Raw genomic sequence first — 14104 nt, 5'->3', positions numbered from 1 at the left:
AGGGACAAAGCGATTCCGCCCCGTACGACCGCGCGGTCCACGACGGACCGTCCGACCGGCCTACCGTCACGGGCGTGAACCGTCCGGACGCGAGCAGCGGACAACAGGTGACACGTCCCCACTCGCCGAGAGGCCGCGCATGAGAAGACTGAGACGGGCGACGGATGCCGACGTCGGCGCGCTCACCGACGCCGAGGTCGTCGCCCGGTCCGTACGGGAACCGGAGACCTTCGCCGCGATCTTCGACCGGCACGCGCCGCACATCCACCGCTACCTGGCGCGCCGCCTCGGCTCCGCGGCAGCCGACGACCTGGTCGCGGAGACGTTCCTCGCCGCGTTCCGGCGCCGGGACCGGTTCGACACCGGCTGCCCGAACGCCCGCCCCTGGCTGTACGGGATCGCCACCAACCTCGTCGCCCAGCAGCGGCGCACCGAGGAACGGGAGTACCGGCTGCGGCAGGCGTACCACCCGGCGACGTCCGAGGCGTCCCCCGCCGACCGGGTAGCCGCCGAGGTGACCGCGCGGTCGCTGCGCCGGCACCTGCTGGACGCGCTGGCCGGGCTCGCCGACGGCGACCGCGACGTGCTGCTGCTCGTCGCCTGGGAGGACCTGACGTACGAGGAGGTCGCCGCCGCGCTGGCGATCCCGGTCGGCACCGTTCGGTCGCGGCTGAACCGGGCGCGCCGGCTGCTGCGGGAACGGCTCGGTGGCGAACCGGCCGACACCATCGAGGAGGTACTGAGTAATGGATGAGATGAGACTGCTCCAGCGGCTCGGCGACGAGACCGAGCTGCCGGCGGACGAACGGCTCGGTGCGGCGCGTACCCGGCTGGTCGGCGCGATGACCACGACGGAGGCCGCGCCGGTTCGGCGGGCACGACGGCCGGCCTGGCGGCTGGTCCTCACCGGCGTCGCGACGGCGTCGGTGGCGGCGTCGCTGGCCGCGGTGCTGGTGCTGGCGCCGGACCGGATCGGCGGCAGCGCGCCGGCCGCCCGGGCCGACGCCCGGCAGGTGCTGCGCGACGCGGCGGCGGCGGCGTTGCGGCTGCCGGACGTCGAGCCCCGGCCCGACCAGTTCGTCTACACCCGGATGCAGGACGGTCCGCAGCTGCGGGAGAGCTGGGCGTCGGTGGACGGGACGAGGGACGGCCTGGTCGTCGAGCACCCGGCGGGCGGCCGCCAGGAGTTCGTGCTCCCCGGCTGCCGGGACGGCCGCGCGAAGATGTACAAGGGCGGGCAGCTCCTGCCGGGCACCGAACCGTGCGTGCCGAGCCCGGCCTACGACCCGGCCGTGCCCACCGACGCCACAGCGATGCGCGCCTACCTGGACAAGCACCGCAGCGGCGAGCCCGGTGACGTCAACGCCGCCGCCAAGGACGTGCTGTCCCTGCTCGGCGACTCGTACCTGAGGCCGCGCTCGCGGGCCGCGCTCTTCGAGGCCGCCGCCGCGACACCGGGCCTGGAGGTGGTGGAGAAGGCCACTGACGGCGCGGGCCGCTCCGGTGTGGGCGTCAGCTGGCCCTCCCCGGGGCGCAGTCCAGCTCTGATGGTGCTGGTGTTCGACCCGCGGACGTACGCGTTCCTCGGCGTGGGCGGGGAGGCGGGCACGTCCGCGGTGCTGTCCGTCGCCGTCGTGGACCGGGTCGGCCAGAAGGGCTGACGCCCACCGGGCGGGTCGCCTCCCTGGGCGGCCCGCCCGCTCCGGTCGTCCGTCCGGGGCCTGCGCCATCATGGGCGTCATGACGAAGGCGGACGTGGTGGTGGTCGGCGGCGGGGTGATCGGGATGACGACGGCGCTCACGCTCCAGCGGCGGGGCGCACACGTCACCGTCCTGACCGCCCACGACCCGGCCGACACGGTGTCGACGGTGGCCGCCGCGGTCTGGTACCCGAGCCACACCGAGGAGGATCCCCGGGTGCTGCGCTGGGCCCGGGACACCCACGCCGAGCTGCGCCGCCAGGCCGCCGACGGGGTGCCGGGGGTGGTCGACCGGCCCACCCGGATGTGGCTGCGCCACCGCTACACCGGGCCGCCCTGGTGGGCCGACGCCTGCGGCGACCTGACGGCCGAGCCGGCGGAGCCGCCGTACACGGCGCTGCTGCGGTTCACCGCCCCGTCGGTGGAGATGACCCCGTACCTCGCCTGGCTCCGGCAGCGCCTGGAGGCGGGCGGCGGCCGGGTCGTCCGCCGCGCGCTGGGCACGCTCGCCGAGGCGTACGAGGTCGCCCCGGTCGTGGTGAACGCGACCGGCCTGGCCGCCGGCGGGCTCGCCGCCGACCCGGCCGTGTACCCGGCGCGCGGGCACGTCCTGCTGGTGGCGAACCCGGGCCTGACCGTCTCGGTACGCGACGAGGACGACCCGGCAGGAGTCACGTACGTGCATCCGCGCCGCCACGACGTGGTGCTCGGCGGCACCTACGAGGCCGGGGTGGGACACACCCGCCCCGACCCGGAGGAGGCGGCGGCGATCCGGCGCCGGTGCGTGGCGCTGGTGCCGCAGCTCGCGGACGCGCCGGTGCTGGGGGAGCGGATCGGGCTGCGGCCGGCCCGGCACGGCGGCCCCCGGGTGGAGGTGGACCCGGCGGACGGGCGGCTGGTGCACGCGTACGGGCACGGCGGCGCCGGGGTGACGCTGTCCTGGGGCTGCGCCGCCGAGGTGGCCGACCTGGCCCTGGGCGTCTGACCGCCCCGGCGCGCGACGGTCCACAGTCGGGGCTCGGCGGGCGGTAACCTCGGCCCGGTGTCCGCCCGCCGCGCCCCACTGTTCGCCCTCGTCGCCCTGATCGCCGTCCACATCGGCTGCACGCTTGTCGCGCTCGCGGCCTACAGCCACCGGATCGGCCTGGTGACCCACGACGGCTCCGGTTTCCTGGTGGAGCTGCTCGACGCCGTGGTGCCCCTGCGTGACCTGCTGCCCGCCGTGCTCTGGCTGCTGCCGGTCACGCTGCTCGTCACGTTCGCGGCTCTCGGCCGGTGGGCCGTCCGGCGGACCGTCCGCCCCGACGACGAGCGGCTTCCGGCGAGGGCGTGGACCGCCGGTATCGCCGCGGTGCTGCTCAACCCGCTGGCGGCCGTGCGCTACGCGTCGGCCACCGCCGAGGGCGGCGAATACATGCGTACGGTGCAGGTGGAGACCACCCTTCTGGTGCTCGCCGCGGCCGTGGCGACCACGATCAGCGCGCTCGCTGTTGCCGGGTTCGTCCGGCGCTCCGACACCGCCTGAGCGCTCTGTTCACCGCTCCAGGACGGTCAGCCATTCCGCGGCGCGGGGACGGTATCCGTGCAGCTCGAAGAGCCCGCGCACGATCGCCGGCACGTGCCCGGCGCCGTACACGACAGCCACGTCGATGCGTTCCGCCGACCGGGTACCGATCAGCTCGGACAACGCGGCGAGCAGCCGCTCGTCGCGTTCGCCGCCGAACGCGCGCTCGGCGTGCTCGGTGAACTCGTGGTCGGCGTACCGCTCGTCGGTGGCCGACGGCAGGTCGCTCATCTCGATCTCGGGCGAGAGCAGCCGCCGGGTGCCGCCGAAGAACTGCATCACCATCACGAACGGGATCACCAGCCACATCTGGAGGCGGTACCGCAGCGGCATCGCCCGCCAGCCCTGGGCGAACTCCGCCGCCGACACGTCCGGGTTGAGCACCTCGACGCCGAGAGACGCGTACGGGATGGGGTCTGTCACCAGGCCGGAGCGCCGGTTGGCCGGCATGGCCCGGTAGGTGAGTGTCAACGCCGAGCCGACCGCGGACCGGCCGCTGACGCCCTCGACGACGAGCAGGTCGCATTCCCGGAGCCGCTTCGTGACCGCCGCGTAGAACGCCGGGCTCGCCACGTGGAGCATCGGGAACACCAGGAACTCCAACCGGCTGCCGGGACGGCGTAGACGGAGCACGGCGGACCGGGTGCCGAGGACGCTGTGTTCGATGATCTGCATGCCTGCCCCCGTGGCATCGGCTGCTGTTGTCGGCAGGGTAGGGCTGCCCGGCAAACCGTCCCGCGGACCGGTCAGGAATCGAGAAGCCTCGGGCGGGCGCCCGGACCTAGCGTTTCCGGCACGGGCCTCCCCGCCGGGGAGGCCACCGGCGAGAGGTCACCGTCCATGGACACGCGCATCCGTCAGCTGCACCGCTGGTTCTCCGTCGCCTTCACCGTGACCGTCGTGATCACCTTCGTGGCGCTGGCCCAGAAGGACCCGATCGTGTGGGTCTCCTACGTGCCGCTGCTCCCGCTCGCCCTGCTCCTGATCAGCGGCCTCTACCTGTTCGCGCTGCCGTACCTGCGGCGTCGGCGCACCGCCGCGCGTACGCGCTGACCTGGGGGATTACCGGGGCCGGTCAGCGGGCAACACTGGCGGATGGAGCAGAAGGTGATGGTGTTCGCCCCGGCCCCGCTGTTGACGGTGACGATCGAGCAGCAGGGCGACGTACCCGAGCTGCACCTGCACCCCGGCGGGCAGGGGGTGTGGCAGACCCGGATGATCGCGGCGCTCGGCGTACCGGTGACCATGTGCGTGGGTCTCGGCGGCGAGGTGGGCGACGCGGTCCGCAAGCTGCTCGACGACGAGGACGTCACGGTCCGGACGGTGCGGCGGGAGTCCGGCACCGGCTGGTACGTGCACGACCGGCGCGACGGCGAGCGGACCGAGATCGCCGAGCACCCGGGGGCGCCGATGGTGCGGCACGACATCGACGAGCTGTACACGGTGACGCTCACCGAAGGGCTGCGCGCGCCGGTCAGCGTGCTCAGCGGGCCGGCCGACCCGCAGGTGGTGGACCCGGACATCTACCGCCGGCTCGCCGCCGACCTGGGCGCCAACGGCGGCAAGGTGGTGGCCGACCTGTCCGGGCCGTACCTGGAGGCGGTGCTCGACGGCGGCGTGAGCGTGCTGAAGGTCAGCCACGAGGAGCTGCTCGACGACGGCCTGGCCAAGGACGACAGCGTCGAGGCGCTGCGCGACGCCGGCCGCCGGTGCCAGGAGCGGGGCGCGCGGACGGTGCTGATCAGCCGCGCGGGGGAGCCCGCGCTGGCGCTGCCGGAGGACGGCGAGCCGCTGCTGGTGCACGCCCCGCCGCTGGAGCTGGCCGACCACCGGGGCGCCGGTGACTCGATGACCGCCGGGGTCGCCGCGGTGCTGGCCCGGGGCGGGGACATGCGGGAGGCGCTGCACATCGGCGCCGCCGCGGGCGCGCTGAACGTGACCCGGCACGGGCTGGGCACGGGCCGGGCCGAGGCGGTCCGCGAACTGGCCGGCCGGGTGCGGCTGACCCCGCTGGACGGCGGCGACGATGACGACTGACCGGCCGCCACGGGTGCTGGTGACCAACGACGACGGTGTGCACGCCCCCGGCATCCGCGCGCTGGCCCGGTCGGCGTACGAACGCGGGATGGACGTGGTGGTCGCGGCGCCGGAGGCCGAGGCGAGCGGGATGAGCGCGGCGCTGTCGGCGGTGACCGACGACGGGCGGCTGGTGTTCCGCGAGACCGAGCTGGACGGGCTGCCGGGTGTGCCCGCGTACGCGGTGGCGGCCTCCCCGGCGTACATCGCGGTGCTGGCCGGCCTGGGTGTGTTCGGGCCGGTGCCGGATCTGCTGCTGTCCGGCATCAACCGGGGCGCCAACGCGGGCCACGCGGTCCTGCACTCCGGCACCGTCGGCGCGGCGCTGACCGCCGGCAACAACGGCATCCGCGCGCTCGCCGTGTCGCTCGACGTGCTCACTCCGGCGGCGGCGAGCGCCGGCAGCGGTGGCGCGGCGATCGCGGTGCTGGACAGCGTGGACGACGAGTCCCGCCACTGGTCGACAGCCGCCGACCTGGCCGCGACGCTGCTGCCGTGGCTGGCCGGGGCGGATCCGGGCACCGTGCTCAACCTCAACGTGCCGGACCGGCCGGCCGATCAGGTGGCCGGGCTGCGCCAGGCGACACTCGCCCCGTTCGGTCAGGTGCAGGTGTCCGTCGCCGAGCGCGGTGAGGGGTTCGTGCGTACGGCTGTGGAGGCGAACGCGGTCCGCGCGGTCCCCGGCACCGACATCGCCTGGCTGGCCGACGGGTACGCGGCGGTCACCGCGATCCGGGCGCTCGGACACCTGCCCGACGTGGAGCTGCCGGTCGACGGCTGAGGACGGCTCCGCCCCGCCACCGTCGCACGGGTGGCGGGGCGGAGAGCGTCACTCGCCGGCCGCGCGGCGGCGGTCGGCCTCGGCGTCGGCGGCACCCACCGGGGTGCCGTCGCTGTCCCGGTCGGCCCGGGACAGGTCCACGTCGGCGCCGGCCCGGGCGGCGTCGGCAGCCGCGTCGTCGGCGCCGACGACCTCACCGCCGTCGGCCTGTCCGTCGTCGGGGACCAGCCGTCCGGCGGCGGCCAGCCCGATCGGTGCGTACCTGGGGTCGGTCATCTCGTCCTCCTCACCGGTGCTCCTGTGCAAGCGGTACCCCGGTACGGGACGCGGCACACGCGCGCGGGTCAGCGGCCCCGGTCGAGGAAGTCCAGGGTGACCGCGGCGAACAGCGGCGACTGGTCGATGTCGTAGTGGGTCAGGCCGGGCAGGATCGCCAGCGCGTGCCCGCCCGCCGGGCGGCCCTCGCCCGTCCAGCCGCCGTCGCGCCGGCCGCCGTCGAGCAGCCCGAACACCTCGACGAAGTGGCTCGGCGGGGCCATGTCGGCGTCGGCGGCCACCACGAGCGTCGGCACCCGCAGGGCACGGACCTGCTCGGTGAGGTCGAAGTCCTTCCGCATCGCCTCACCGATCTTGTCGAGCAGCCGGGGGAAGTCCTCCGGACGGGGCGCGACCCGCTGGTACAGCTCGTACATCGGGGTGTCCTTCATGTACTCGGCCGCCGCGGCGCCGACCTGGCCCTGCTGCGCCAGCAGCTCCGGGTAGACGGCGTCGCGGCGGATGTGCGCGGACGCGGCGACCAGGCGGCCGACCTTCTCCGGGTGCCGGAAACCGGTGTGCAGGGCGACACCGCCGCCGAGGGAGAAGCCGACCACGTCCGGCCGGTCCAGCCCGAGGTGGTCGATCAGCGCGGCCACGTCGTCGGCCATCAGCGCCATGTCGAGCGGCCGGTCCACGTCGGCGGTGCGGCCGTGCCCCTGGAGGTCCACCAGGATCACCCGGTGCCTCGCGGTGAGCGCGGGCAGGATCGGGGCGAACATCTCGCCCGAGCAGAGGCCGCCGTGCAGCAGGATCATCGGCCGGCCCTCGCCGTGCGTCTCGTGGTAGAGGTGGACGCCGTTGACGTCGGCGTACCGCCCCGGGGCGTGGGTCTCGTCGCGCTGCGCTGTGGTCATCGGTGCTCCTCGGACGTGGTGACCTGACGGCTGTCAGACCGGCCGGGCGGCACCGACTCATCGGTGCGGGCTCGAACGTGCTCGCATTGACGCAGCATGTGGGCTAGTTTCGGCGGGGTGAGCGAGGTGGCGAGCGTCCCCGTCGAGGCGCAACTCGAGGCGTACCGGTCGGAGCTGACCGGCTACTGCTACCGGATGCTGGGTTCGGCCTTCGAGGCCGAGGACGCGGTGCAGGACACGTTCGTCCGGGCCTGGCGTAATTTCGACAAGTTCGAGGGGCGGTCCGCGCTGCGGACCTGGCTCTACCGGATCGCGACGAACGTCTGCCTCACCATGTCCACCAGCGCGCAGCGCCGGATCCGGCCGATGGACCTCGGTCCGGCCGGCGTCGGCACCGCCACCCACCCCGGCGAGCCGCGCCCGGAGCAGATCTGGCTCGGCCCGGCGCCCGACGACCGGGTGCTGCCCGAGGTCGCCGATCCGGCCGAGGTGGTCGCCGGCCGGGAGTCGGTCCGGCTGGCGTTCGTCGCGGCGTTGCAGCACCTGCCGCCGAAGCAGCGGGCCGTGCTGATCCTGCGCGAGGTGCTGGCCTGGTCGGCCCAGGAGGTCGCCGACCTGCTCGACACGTCGGTGGCGAGCGTCAACAGCGCGCTGCAACGGGCGCGCGCCACGCTCGCCTCGGCCGACACCGAGGCCGAGGTGCGCCGGCCGCTCGACAGCGAGCAGCAGGCGCTGCTCGCCCGTTACGTGCGGGCCTTCGAGGCGTACGACCTGGCGGCGCTCACCGCGCTGCTGCACGAGGACGCGACGCTGTCGATGCCGCCGCTGCCGCTGTGGCTGCGCGGTCCCGAGCACATCGCGGCGTGGATGGCCGGCACCGGCAGCGGCTGCCGCGGCTCCCGCCTGGTGCCGACCGCCGCCAACGGGATGCCGGCGTTCGGGCACTACCGGCGCGACCCCGACGGCTCAGGCCACGTGCCCTGGGCGCTGATCGTGATCGGCGTCTCCGGCGGCCGGATCACGTCGCTCAACAACTTCCTCGACGTCGAGCGCCTGTTCCCGCTGTTCGGGCTGCCGGACCGGCTCGAGGAGGGCACCGGCCAGCCCGAGCAGGCCCGCGAGCTCGCGTAGGTCGTCGCCCGCGCCGCGTACCTCCAGCCGCCAGCCGAACCGCCGCGCGGTCAGGCGGATCCGTGCCAGCACCTCGACCGTGACCAGGTCGGGCGCGGTCACCGCGGACACGTCGCACACCACCACGCCCCGGTCGCGGCCACGCAGCGCCTCGGCCAGTTCGGCGCAGCGGGCCGCGATGTCCGCGCGGGTCGGCGTCCCGTCGGCCAGGCAGAGCATGTGGGTGATCACACGCATTGGACCGCCGTACGCCCCGGCTCTCATCGGTACGCGTGCGCCGGCGCAACTTGCCTCGAACACCTTGTTGCTGGCAGTTACATCGACGTTAACTGCTATACCAATCATCGGTGCTCGGCTATATGATCCCGGTAGTTCACCCCGAAGCCTCACGAAACCGCAGCTCCCGCACCCCTCGGGTCGAACTCCGCAAGCCAGGTGCCTCCGCATCGTCGTGCCTGGCGACCGCCCGGCGTTGTGGTTCGGCCTGCCGGAAAGGTGGGAACGGATGACAGGGCTCCCGTCCTTGGTCATCGGCATCGCGTCCTCGTCGGCCGAGCGCCGGCAGCTCGCCCAACTGCTCGGCGGCACCGAGTCGTTCCTGATCGTGTCCAGCGCCCATCAGGCCCGCCGCTTCCTCGACCTGGTACGCCGGCCCGCGCTGGCCCCGGCGCCGCACCCGCCCGCGAGTGACGAGGCGCCGGCCGAGCCACCCGGGCGGGAACTGGCCGTCGACTCCGACCGGCGGGTGCTGCGCTGGCGGGAGCGGGAGATCGGGTTGACGCCACTGGAGCACGACCTGCTCGTCTGCCTCACCGGTACGCCCGGCCAGGTGTGGACGTACGCGCGGCTGCACCGCGCCGTCTGGGGCAACGACCACCTCGGGCGGGGGTCGGACATGCACTCCGTGGTACGCCGCCTCCGCCGCAAGCTGGGCCGCCTGGACGCCCCCGCCATGATCCACGCCGTCCGAGGCGTAGGCTTCCGCCTCACCCCGTAACCCTTGACCCCGCCCGGTTTCGCCGTCGATCTTGCAGTTACGGCCCCTCGGGTGGGGCTTTTGTCTGCCTTGCCGGGGCCGCGAGTGCAAGATCGCCGGGGAAAGGGGGCGGCCCGCCCGGCGGGTGTGCCGGGCGGGCCGTCCTCGTCAGCCGCTGGGGTCAGCAGCGGGTGGGGGAGAGGGTGAAGTCCTCAACCGTGGGCGTGCTGCTGTTGATCCTCGTCTGGCGCGTCTGGGGCTTCCAGCCGTCCTTCGCGACGATCAGCGTCAGCGGGTTGTTGCGCCGGTCCATCCAGTAGGCGTACCGGCCCTGGGCGTCGGTGGTGAAGGTGTACGAGTTCGCCCAGGAGTCGACCTGCACGGTCACGCCCGCCAGCGGCGCGGTGGCGCCCTGGCAGCTCTTGCCGGAGACCGTGCCGGACAGCTTGCCCCAGGTGGTCGGCGGCTGCGCGATCATCGTCACCGCCACCGGCTCCACCGTGTACGGGGTGTTCTCCTTGATCACCACGGAGGCCGAGTACGTGCCGGGCTGGTCGACGTTCGCGGCCATGCCGACCGTGACGGTGACCTTCTCACCCGGTGCCAGCGTGACCTTCGACTTGTCGACGGTCAGCCAGCTCACGTCGGCCGCGCCCTCGGCGCACTCGCCGAAGCCGGGCAGGACCTCGCTGTCCTTGGTGGCCGTGAAGCCGCCCGACGAACCGCCGATCTTGTAGAACCCGCAGGCCGCGCCACCCCGGTAGCGGGGGGCGTTGGCGTTGGGCAGGTTGGCCCACGAGTTGGTCGCCGGGTCGAACGCGAAGCCGGCGTTGGTGATGGCGCCGCCCTGCGACCCGCCGACGACCAGCAGCTTGCCGTTCGCCACCGCGTACGAGGAGGCCCAGCTGTCGGCCGGCGCGTCCGGGATGGCGGTCCAGGCGCCCGCGGCCGGGTCGAAGGCGTAGCCGACCTTCTGCGACGTGGTGCCGTCGTTGCCACCGGTGCAGTAGACGGTGCCGTCGATCCCGCCGCAGGACAGGAACGCCACCGACTTCGGGTACGCCGGCAGCGTCTCCCAGGCGTCGGCGCCCGGGTCGTACCGGACCACCGAGTTGGCCATCGGCGTGCAGCTCGCTGTGGTGCAGCCGCCGATCGCGTACAGCTTGCCGCCCGCGACCGCCTGGCCGGCCGCCGCGCGCGGCGCCGGGTTGTCGGCCTTGCGGGTCCAGGTGTTCGCCGCCGGGTCGTACGAGAAGGTGGCGGCGTCCGGTCCGGCGGCGCCCCAGCCACCGGTGGCGATGATCTTGCCGTCGAGCACGCCGACCGTCATGGCGTTACGTGCCCCGGGCAGGTCGGCGATGCCGGTCCACGCCTGGGTGATCGGGTCGTACCGGTAGTTCTTGGCGCTCGACGCGGTGCCGTCGCCACCGGCGATGGAGTAGACGGTGCCGTCGACGTTGACGACCCGGTTGTCCATCACGTTCGCCGGGTAGCCCGGGATGGTGGTCCAGGGGTCCGCCTGCGGTGCGGCGGCGGCGATCGCGTTCGACGACTTGCCCGACGAGCGGGCCGCGAACGACGTGGCGGCGGTCAGCCGCTGGACCGGTGCGCCGGTGGAGCCGAGCAGCGCCTGCTCGGACAGCCGGGTGCCGTCGGCCCGTTGCAGCACGAACCCGCCGTCGCGCTCACTGAACTCGGCGGTGACCGGGGCCCCGCCGGTGTTCGTGACGGTGAACGTCTTGCTGACCTTCCCGCTGGGCATCCGGACCGTGCCGGTGATCGAGGTCGGCTTCACCGACAGCCGGCCGGCGGCGAGCTGGAAGTTGGCCGCTGTGGCCCAGTCCTCCTCGACCGCCACCTGCTTGGTCTGGCTCACGTAGTTGCCGGCACCGGCGGTGAACGGGTGCGTCCCGGTCAGCGACGAGAACATCCAGTAGAAGCCGTCGGGCAGCTCGGTGTCATCAGGCGTGGCGACTGTGGTGGCCTTCTCCGCCGGGCGGTCCTTGCTGGTCACCGTGGCGCCGTTGACGTAGCTGTTGTCGTTCTTGTCGCGGACGTGGCCGAGCACCAGGCCGCCCTTGACCGGCTTGCAGACGAGCTTGCTGCCGATGAGGACGTTGTCGACCTGCCACCACCATTCCCAGCTCGCCTCGTAGTAGTGGAAGCGCACCTGCACCTGCGACTGGCCGGCCGCCTGCGGGATCGGCACCTCGGTCACCCGCGGGCCGCGGACGTCGGCCGCCTGCCGGAGCACGTTGCTCCACGTGGTGCCGCCGTCGAGGCTCAGGTCCACGTCCGCGCGGTCGCTGTTGAGCCAGTTGTAGTCCTGGTTGAACCGGATCACCGGCGCGGTCACGCCGGTCAGGTCGACCACCGGGCTGACCAGCGACGTGTCCTGCCGCCCGCCGCTGCCGTAGTTGTCGCTGTCGATGATGGCGAAGTTGCCGCTGCCGCCGGTCAGGTTGCCGCGCTCACCGGCGTCGGTGAACTCCCAGACCTGGCCGGTGCCGGCGTTGTCCACCACGGTCCAGCCGTCCGGGACACCGGTGCCGTCGAACGTCTCGTACTCGCCGTCGGAGCTGACGGTGTAGCCGGGGGCGGTGGTGCACGCCTCCGGGTTCGCCTGCACCGCGATGTTGGCGGTCACGTTGCCCGTGCCGACGGTGACCTCCTTGGTGGTGGTCAGGTAGCCGGCGTACTGCGGCTCGACCTTGAGCCGGTACGTCGCCCCGGACGGCAGCGACAGGCTGAAGCGGCCGGTCGTCGGCGTCGTGTAGTCGGAGATCGGCGTGCCCTCGACGCTCACCTTCGCGTACAGCGGCCAGCCGTGTCCGGACCCGTCGGTGACCTGCCCGCTGACCGTGACGCTCGCGACCGCGGTGAGCGCCACGTCGAGCGTGGTCGTCGTGTTCGCGGTGATCGTCGCCGGCAGGGTGCGGGTCGCGTACCCGAACGCCGAGACGACCACCTGGTAGTCGCCGGCCGGCAGGAGCGAGGAGTACGTCCCGTCCGCGCCGGTGGTCAGCGTGCGATCGGCCGCCCCGGACAGGGTGACAGTCGCGCCGGCGATCCCGGCCCCGGTGGCGGCGTCGGTGACCTTGCCGGCCAGCGTGCCGTTGTCGCCGATGGGGGCGGCGGCGAGCAGCGCGAGCGCGTCCAGGCGGCCCTCACCGTAGACGTTGTTGTCGTCGGTGGTGCCGCCGCACTGCGAGTCGCCCTTGTCGATCGCCGTGTCGTTGAGCAGCGCGCGGGTCGCCGTGATGTCGCCGACCAGCGTGGGCGCCGCCGACCAGAGCAGCGCGATCGCGCCGGCCAGGTGCGGCGCCGCCATCGAGGTGCCGCTGATGCTGGCGTACGAGTTGGTCGGCACGCTGGAGCGCACGTTCACACCAGGCGCCGAGATGTTCGGCTTGATCTCGCCGTTCTGCCCGGTACCCCGGGACGAGAAGCTGGCGATGTTGTTGTTGACGTCGTACGCGCCGGCCGAGTAGTTGCTCGCCAGGCTGCCCGGTGAGCCGCTGGTCTGGCAGGACGGGCCGTTGTTGCCGTTGGACCAGACGCCGAAGATGCCGGAGGCGGTCCACGCGTTCGTGACGTCCTCCATGAACGGCTCGTTCGACGGCGCCGTGGTGCCCCACGAGTTGTTGATGATGTTCGGCCGCTTGCTGGCGTCCGGGTTCTGCCCGTTGAGGTCGGTGGGCTCCAGCATCCACTGGCCGGAGGAGATCAGCGCGGCGTCGGACGGGCAGCACCCGTTCGCGGCGATCCACTTGACCTCGGGGGCGACACCGATCTGGTTGGCCCCGTCGGCGCCGGCCATGGTGCCCATGGTGTGCGTGCCGTGGCCGTCGGAGTCGCACGGCGCGGTGGCGCACTCGCCTGCGGCGTCGAACCAGTTGTAGTCGTGGTCGAAGGTGCCGTCACCGTTGTTGCCCCGGTAGGCGTTCACCAGCGCCGGGTGGTTGAACTGGACGCCGCTGTCGATGCTCGCCACCGTGATCCCGGCGCCCTTGACGCCGTACTGGGACCAGACGTCGTCGGCGTTGATGTTGGCGATGCCCCACTCCAGGGCGTTCGCCGACTTCTCGTCGGTGCCGGGGGTGGTCTCCGGCAGCTTGTACTCCACCGGCGCGTACAGGCCGTCCACCTCGGAGTGGGCGGCGAAGTTCTGCGCCATGGTCAGCGAGCCGTCGGTGACCTTGATGGCGTTCGTCGCCCAGAAGGTCTGGTACTTCGTGCCCGAGCGGTCCAGCTCGGCGCGGATCTTCGACTGGCTGTCGGCGGCTGTCTTCTTCAGCGCCGCCGCGACGGCGGCGCCGCGCTCGTTCCAGTCCTTGATCGAGGCGGCCTTGCTCAGGTCCGCCTTGGCGCCGAAGTGGATCCAGAAGTCGCCCTCGCTCTTGCCCTGGAGCTGGCGGGTGAGCTCGGGACGGATCTTGTCGCCGGCCGCCGCGCCCGCGCCCGTCTCGGCCTGTGCCGCAGTGCCGGTCGCGGCCAGCGCGGTGGCGGCGAGCACCAGGGCGGCGCCCGCGCTCACCAGCCGCCGGGCCGGGCCCCATCTGTGTGGACGTCTCAGCATCGGTGCTGCCTCCTCCTCCGATGACCCGCTGATGATCGAGCCATGGCAGAAGGGCCAGGAGACGTGCTCTCCCGACTGCTACACCGGTGTGAAAAGAACCCCCCAGGCCCCCTAGGCGCCGTGCG

At 73.3% G+C, this 14104-nt stretch carries 13 protein-coding genes and 1 pseudogene; 9 read left to right on the top strand and 5 right to left on the bottom strand.

Features of this window, described 5'->3' with window-relative positions:
- Window positions 1-139: 139 nt before the first annotated feature.
- The 4 genes from FHX31_RS20685 (at window position 140) to FHX31_RS20670 (ending at window position 3225) form a co-directional block, all read left to right on the top strand.
- Complete coding sequence (locus FHX31_RS20685; RefSeq protein WP_013285195.1) at window positions 140-754, top strand: RNA polymerase sigma factor; 615 nt, start codon at window positions 140-142, stop codon at window positions 752-754.
- Entirely contained in the window at window positions 747-1661 is a 915-nt protein-coding gene (locus tag FHX31_RS20680) for a CU044_5270 family protein (protein ID WP_013285196.1), read from the top strand. Before FHX31_RS20685 ends, FHX31_RS20680 begins: the two co-directional genes overlap by 8 nt.
- Window positions 1662-1731: 70 nt before the next feature.
- Window positions 1732-2685 carry an FAD-dependent oxidoreductase gene (locus FHX31_RS20675; protein WP_184977033.1) on the top strand — a complete coding sequence of 318 codons (954 nt, stop codon included), beginning with the start codon at window positions 1732-1734 and terminating at the stop codon, window positions 2683-2685.
- Window positions 2686-2742: 57 nt separating this feature from the next.
- Window positions 2743-3225, top strand: a complete 483-nt coding sequence (locus tag FHX31_RS20670) for a hypothetical protein (protein WP_123109577.1) — start codon at window positions 2743-2745, stop codon at window positions 3223-3225.
- 9 nt (window positions 3226-3234) lie between these two features.
- On the opposite strand, the gene FHX31_RS20665 is transcribed toward FHX31_RS20670, so the two are convergent.
- Window positions 3235-3939, bottom strand: a complete 705-nt coding sequence (locus FHX31_RS20665; protein ID WP_091329141.1) for a hypothetical protein — start codon at window positions 3937-3939, stop codon at window positions 3235-3237.
- A 165-nt stretch (window positions 3940-4104) separates the two neighbouring features.
- On the opposite strand from FHX31_RS20665, the gene FHX31_RS20660 reads away from it, so the two are divergent.
- Genes FHX31_RS20660 through surE form a run of 3 tightly spaced genes read left to right on the top strand, consistent with a single transcriptional unit; the run spans window position 4105 to window position 6121 of the window.
- Window positions 4105-4317: a hypothetical protein gene (locus FHX31_RS20660; protein WP_013285200.1), complete on the top strand. Its 213-nt coding sequence runs from the start codon at window positions 4105-4107 to the stop codon at window positions 4315-4317.
- Between the two features lie 42 nt (window positions 4318-4359).
- On the top strand, window positions 4360-5301 hold the full coding sequence (locus FHX31_RS20655; RefSeq protein WP_030270785.1) for a 1-phosphofructokinase family hexose kinase: 942 nt from the start codon (window positions 4360-4362) through the stop codon (window positions 5299-5301).
- A complete protein-coding gene (surE, locus tag FHX31_RS20650) occupies window positions 5291-6121 on the top strand; it encodes a 5'/3'-nucleotidase SurE (RefSeq protein ID WP_071095956.1) in 831 nt (276 codons plus the stop codon). The genes FHX31_RS20655 and surE overlap by 11 nt, the downstream gene beginning before the upstream one ends.
- Before the next feature lie 48 nt (window positions 6122-6169).
- On the opposite strand, the gene FHX31_RS20645 is transcribed toward surE, so the two are convergent.
- Both FHX31_RS20645 and FHX31_RS20640 read right to left on the bottom strand, forming a co-directional pair.
- The gene (locus FHX31_RS20645) at window positions 6170-6397 is read right to left on the bottom strand and encodes a hypothetical protein (protein ID WP_030270782.1); all 228 of its coding nucleotides are present in this window, start codon (window positions 6395-6397) and stop codon (window positions 6170-6172) included.
- A gap of 68 nt (window positions 6398-6465) precedes the next feature.
- Window positions 6466-7293 carry an alpha/beta fold hydrolase gene (locus tag FHX31_RS20640; protein WP_013285204.1) on the bottom strand — a complete coding sequence of 276 codons (828 nt, stop codon included), beginning with the start codon at window positions 7291-7293 and terminating at the stop codon, window positions 6466-6468.
- Between the two features lie 96 nt (window positions 7294-7389).
- Here FHX31_RS20640 and FHX31_RS20635 point away from each other — a divergent pair, with 96 nt between their 5' ends.
- Entirely contained in the window at window positions 7390-8424 is a 1035-nt protein-coding gene (locus tag FHX31_RS20635; protein ID WP_091329139.1) for a sigma-70 family RNA polymerase sigma factor, read from the top strand.
- A 30-nt stretch (window positions 8425-8454) separates the two neighbouring features.
- Here FHX31_RS20635 and FHX31_RS32785 read toward each other — a convergent pair.
- Window positions 8455-8643 (bottom strand): annotated as a pseudogene (locus FHX31_RS32785) (hypothetical protein); the annotation flags it as partial.
- A 286-nt stretch (window positions 8644-8929) separates the two neighbouring features.
- Here FHX31_RS32785 and FHX31_RS20625 point away from each other — a divergent pair.
- Entirely contained in the window at window positions 8930-9421 is a 492-nt protein-coding gene (locus FHX31_RS20625; RefSeq protein WP_013285206.1) for a winged helix-turn-helix domain-containing protein, read from the top strand.
- A gap of 160 nt (window positions 9422-9581) precedes the next feature.
- Here the strand turns inward: FHX31_RS20625 and FHX31_RS20620 are convergent, their stop codons facing one another.
- Window positions 9582-13979 carry a S8 family serine peptidase gene (locus tag FHX31_RS20620; RefSeq protein WP_184977032.1) on the bottom strand — a complete coding sequence of 1466 codons (4398 nt, stop codon included), beginning with the start codon at window positions 13977-13979 and terminating at the stop codon, window positions 9582-9584.
- Between the last annotated feature and the right edge of the window lie 125 nt (window positions 13980-14104).

The sequence above is a fragment of the Micromonospora sp. CNZ286 genome (genome assembly GCF_014207755.1).
The sequence above is the reverse complement of the archived record's forward strand: the minus strand, read 5'-3'. Positions and strand labels throughout refer to the sequence as shown.

Coding starts and splice junctions, on each gene's coding strand:
- FHX31_RS20685 (WP_013285195.1), top strand. CDS start 140: ATGAGAAGACTGAGACGGGCGACGGATGCCGACGTCGGCGCGCTCACC.
- FHX31_RS20660 (WP_013285200.1), top strand. CDS start 4,105: ATGGACACGCGCATCCGTCAGCTGCACCGCTGGTTCTCCGTCGCCTTC.
- FHX31_RS20680 (WP_013285196.1), top strand. CDS start 747: ATGGATGAGATGAGACTGCTCCAGCGGCTCGGCGACGAGACCGAGCTG.
- surE (WP_071095956.1), top strand. CDS start 5,291: ATGACGACTGACCGGCCGCCACGGGTGCTGGTGACCAACGACGACGGT.
- FHX31_RS20620 (WP_184977032.1), bottom strand. CDS start 13,979: ATGCTGAGACGTCCACACAGATGGGGCCCGGCCCGGCGGCTGGTGAGC.
- FHX31_RS20665 (WP_091329141.1), bottom strand. CDS start 3,939: ATGCAGATCATCGAACACAGCGTCCTCGGCACCCGGTCCGCCGTGCTC.
- FHX31_RS20645 (WP_030270782.1), bottom strand. CDS start 6,397: ATGACCGACCCCAGGTACGCACCGATCGGGCTGGCCGCCGCCGGACGG.
- FHX31_RS20635 (WP_091329139.1), top strand. CDS start 7,390: ATGTGGGCTAGTTTCGGCGGGGTGAGCGAGGTGGCGAGCGTCCCCGTC.
- FHX31_RS20675 (WP_184977033.1), top strand. CDS start 1,732: ATGGGCGTCATGACGAAGGCGGACGTGGTGGTGGTCGGCGGCGGGGTG.
- FHX31_RS20625 (WP_013285206.1), top strand. CDS start 8,930: ATGACAGGGCTCCCGTCCTTGGTCATCGGCATCGCGTCCTCGTCGGCC.
- FHX31_RS20655 (WP_030270785.1), top strand. CDS start 4,360: ATGGAGCAGAAGGTGATGGTGTTCGCCCCGGCCCCGCTGTTGACGGTG.
- FHX31_RS20640 (WP_013285204.1), bottom strand. CDS start 7,293: ATGACCACAGCGCAGCGCGACGAGACCCACGCCCCGGGGCGGTACGCC.